This window comes from Bradyrhizobium sp. (genome assembly GCF_049586575.1).
GTDB lineage: Bacteria > Pseudomonadota > Alphaproteobacteria > Rhizobiales > Xanthobacteraceae > Bradyrhizobium.
Window position 1 is genome coordinate 1 of sequence record NZ_JBAVCF010000006.1, and the last position, 3,921, is coordinate 3,921.

The 3,921-nt window shown below is 62.1% G+C and carries 4 protein-coding genes; 2 read left to right on the plus strand and 2 right to left on the minus strand.

What is annotated here, in order from left to right; genetic code table 11:
• The first annotated feature begins 76 nt into the window (after positions 1–76).
• Positions 77–622, plus strand: coding sequence for a sigma-70 family RNA polymerase sigma factor (locus WB528_RS00225; RefSeq protein ID WP_423886424.1), 546 nt, complete (start codon positions 77–79; stop codon positions 620–622).
• 2 nt (positions 623–624) lie between these two features.
• On the plus strand, positions 625–1,263 hold the full coding sequence (locus tag WB528_RS00230; protein ID WP_423886425.1) for an NrsF family protein: 639 nt from the start codon (positions 625–627) through the stop codon (positions 1,261–1,263).
• 100 nt (positions 1,264–1,363) lie between these two features.
• Here the strand turns inward: WB528_RS00230 and WB528_RS00235 are convergent, their stop codons facing one another.
• Both WB528_RS00235 and WB528_RS00240 read right to left on the minus strand, forming a co-directional pair.
• Positions 1,364–2,476 (minus strand): DUF2336 domain-containing protein, encoded by a 1,113-nt coding sequence (locus tag WB528_RS00235; protein WP_423886426.1) that lies wholly within the window; start codon positions 2,474–2,476, stop codon positions 1,364–1,366.
• A 72-nt stretch (positions 2,477–2,548) separates the two neighbouring features.
• A complete protein-coding gene (locus WB528_RS00240) occupies positions 2,549–3,697 on the minus strand; it encodes a GGDEF domain-containing protein (protein ID WP_423886427.1) in 1,149 nt (382 codons plus the stop codon).
• Positions 3,698–3,921 lie beyond the last annotated feature (224 nt).

The following is a 3,921-nucleotide window of genomic DNA, read 5'->3' on the forward strand; positions in this document are numbered from 1 at the left end:
TTATCACGAATTCGTGATTGGCGCCCGGGGACGTAACAATTTGAAAAAGCGACCGAATTGAAGCTTGGGAGCGCGCGTGCGCCAAGGTGAAGACGAGTGGACCGGTCTGATGCGGCTGGCCATTTCAGGCGATAGCGCTGCGTATCAGCGCCTGCTCAGGGCCGTCACGCCGGTGTTGCGGGCCGGCGCTCGCCGTGGGCTGGCGCGGGCTGGTCAGCCGACCGATCAATCCGAGGACATCGTGCAGGATATTTTGTTGGCGGTGCATCTGAAGCGGCATACCTGGGACGCGAACGCGCCGTTCGCACCCTGGCTGTTTGCGATCGCCCGCAACAAGCTGATCGATTCCTTGCGGCGCCGCGGCCGCCGGGTGTTCGTCAATATCGACGATTTCGCCGAGTCCATTCCTGACGAACCGGTCGCCGAGACCGTCTCGGCCAACGAGATCGCAACTCTGCTCCAGACCCTTCCTTCGCGTCAGCGCGAAGTTTTGCAGTCGATCGCGGTGGAAAGTACCTCGATCAGGGATACGGCCGCGAAGTTCGCCATGAGCGAGGGGGCGGTGCGCGTGGCGTTGCATCGCGCGCTCGCGAGCCTTACCGCCAGGTTGCGGGAGCAATAGGAATGGAAACCGAACAACTCATTCGAACGCTTGCGGCAGACAACCCGCACCACGCCCGCCCGGTCGGACTGGTGCTGGCGCTGGCCTTGATCACGGCGGCGCCGGTTTCGCTCGCGATTTTCATGATGGGACTTGGCGTTCGGCCGGACGTCATGACGGCGATGCATAATCCGTTTTTCGATCTGAAGTTCGTGGTCACGCTCGCGCTGGCGATCTCGGCGATCGCGGTCGGCCTGCATCTTTCCCGTCCCGAGGCATCGCTGAAGGGTTGGGGATGGCTCCTCGTGATACCGGTCGGGATCGTCGCGGCCGGCATCGCGAGCGAAATGATGATGCCGCAGCGGCTGCCGATGATGACGCGCCTGATCGGCAACAATTCGCGGGTCTGCGTGACCGCTATCCCGCTGTTGTCGTTGCCACTGCTCGCGGGAGCACTGGTCGGATTGCGTCACGGTGCGCCGGCGCGGCCGGCTGTGGCGGGCGCGATTGCCGGGCTGATCTCCGCCGGACTGGCGGCGACCTTGTACGCGTCGCACTGCACCGACGATTCACCGCTGTTCGTGGCAACCTGGTACCCGATCGCGACCGCCATGGTGGTGGCGGCCGGTGCGCTCATCGGCTCGAAGGTACTCAGGTTCTAGTGGAGTGGAATCAATAAGTTACTAGAGCTCCTTTGATTCCGAAGCTCGCATCGGAGGTTGCCGCGATACCGTGCGAACTTCGGAATCGGAGCACTAGTGGTCAGGCCGCGGGCGGCGTTGCCGTCTGCTGCATCCGGTGGAAGCGAAGCACCTGCTGCGCGGTCGAGGGACGAAGCCGCTCATAGGTGGCCTTGCAGTTATCGAGATCTGACTCTTCCTTGCCGGAAAGCTCGTCGCGCATCTTGATGATCGACCTGACGGTTGACCAGGACATCCCGGAAATCTTGGCCAGGATCATGACGCCCTCGGCACGCGTTTCCACCATCATGTTCTCGGCCATCGACACCGGCACATTGGCAAGCGCCGCGACGCCGGCGTTGGCTTCGTCGAACTTGCCGGCCTCGGCAAACGCCGCCACCTGATGTTCGTCCAGCCGGCCATCCTCGTACAGCGACTTGACCAGCGCGTGCGCGATCGCGGTCTCCTGAGTCATGGCCGACGGCGCGGAGCGCGCCAGCCGCGTCGCATCCCGCACCGCGTTGGATACTTCCTTCGCGATGGGCTGGTTGGCGGCTTCCAGCTTCTCCCGCACCGTCGCCGAAGCCTTGGCGAGCAGCTTCAGGTAGACGTGGCGCGGAATGTTCGGACGCAGGCCGACGCAGGTTGCAAGGCCGTCGTTGCTTTCGGCGCGATTGACCAGCCTTGTGAAACCGCGCTCGGAAAATTCAGCGCCGGGATTGTTGACCGTGCTTTGAACCACCTCGTCATTGCCGCGCTGGACCAGCACGTCAGTGACCGCGCCGCTCAGCACCTTGCGGGTCGAAATCGCCATCAGATGGGCCTGGCTCTTGTTCCGTGCGGTCTCGATCAGCGTTTCGTCGTCGAGGCGCTCCGATTGGGACAGCACGGGCGCTGCGACCTCGATCAGGTCGTCGAGCGCCAGCGCGCGGACCGTCATCGTCGGCGCGCGATCAATCGGGGCCAGGCGATTGGAAAGCAAGGCTCTGGCGGAGGTTTCGATGTGGTGCATCAGGCACTGGAACACATCGTCAAACAAAGCGATCTGATCGTCCGAGAAATCGACAGCGCCGCTGACGAAGAGATCGGTGACCCGGCGCAACGTTTCAACACGGCGTGCGACGGTCCCGTGAGCAAGTGTGGCTTGCAATTCGTCGAGCAGGCTTTCGGAAGTAGGAAGGGATTTCAAACTCATGACTCTGTCCTGGAGTAGCTATCGTGCGGGCCCCGGCGGTTTTTCTTCCGCGGAGAATGCGGGTGATCAAAATCAGGTGCTTACGATGCGGTTGCGTCCTTGTGCCTTGGCTTTGTAGAGCGCGCTGTCGGCGCGTGCGAGAAAAGTGTCCGACGTCTCGTTCGGGTTCAGCGTGGCGACGCCGGCCGAAACCGTGACCTGCATGCCGAGCGCGAATGCGCTCCAATCGAGATCGGCAACGATCGTCCGCAACCGCTCGAGCATGCGCGCGGCAGTCTCCAGGGCGGTGTCGGGAAGCACCAGCAGGAATTCCTCGCCGCCATAGCGGCCGAACCGGTCGACCCCGCGGATATTGGCGAAGACCGTGATGGCGAAGGTCCTGAGCACTTCGTCGCCGGTCGGGTGGCCGTAGGTGTCGTTGATGCGCTTGAACCAGTCGAGATCGATGAGCGCGATCGAGCACGGGGCGTTGACGCGATCGGCCCGCGCGACCTCGTCATCCAGAAAGCGCATGATGCAGCGGCGATTGAACGAGCCGGTCAGATCGTCGAGCTCGGCGAGCTGTTCGATACGCTTGTTGGCCTCCCGCAGCGCGAGGCCGCTCTTGTAGAGCGAGTCGCGCATCGCGCTTGAGAAGATGCCGATGAACATGCAGCGCCCGACGGTCAGGATGAACACTGACATCGTGGCAAAGCGTTCCAGGTAATTCCCGTGGGGCAGCGAGATCGGTTTGTCCGTCAGCAGGAACAACCCGGCCAGCCCCAATGCCATGGCGGTCCAGACCACCGCTGCCTGCCACGGCGTCGCGCGCAACGAACTGAAGGCAAATACAACGAACAGCGTGCACAAAAACATCACGCCGACTTCCGGCGCGACATATGTGAAGGCCAGCATGATGATCATGCTGAAGATGGATTGTGGAACTACGCAATAGTGGTCTTTGAAGCGTTCGGTGAACCCGGCCTCCGACAGCAGAATATATCCGGTGACCGAGATGAGACCGCAGACGGCGAACGCCGGACCGATGATGGCCGACGTCGTGCCGGCGTGGGCATAGACCAGCAGGACGGCTGCATCGACGACATAGCTGGCGCCGATCATTCCCTGAACCTGCCGGCGCTGATGCGCCCGGCGCGACAGCGCCTCGGCGGTCGGTTTGTGACCGACGCCGCTCGGACTATCCGCCGTCGGATTCAAGAAAGGCGACGCCGCCGTGCCCATAAATTCGCCGTTTGTGAAACAATCGGAAGAACTTAACGGGTAAAGCCTTTAGGTTTGGTATCTTTCCGGCCGAAATCCTGTTTGCCCGGGACCGGCTTCGTCCTTGCTTGGACAAGGAAATTGGCTCTTTTGTCCTTGGGAGTGATTAAGTGCTCTGGCGCGGATATGCTGGCAATCACGCCGCGACCCCTCGGGTTCGGACAAGTGATAACGTATTATGATAC

Excerpts from the sequence above, each read along its gene's own strand:
- WB528_RS00240 (WP_423886427.1), bottom strand. The coding sequence starts at position 3,697 with ATGGGCACGGCGGCGTCGCCTTTCTTGAATCCGACGGCGGATAGTCCG.
- WB528_RS00235 (WP_423886426.1), bottom strand. The coding sequence starts at position 2,476 with ATGAGTTTGAAATCCCTTCCTACTTCCGAAAGCCTGCTCGACGAATTG.
- WB528_RS00230 (WP_423886425.1), top strand. The coding sequence starts at position 625 with ATGGAAACCGAACAACTCATTCGAACGCTTGCGGCAGACAACCCGCAC.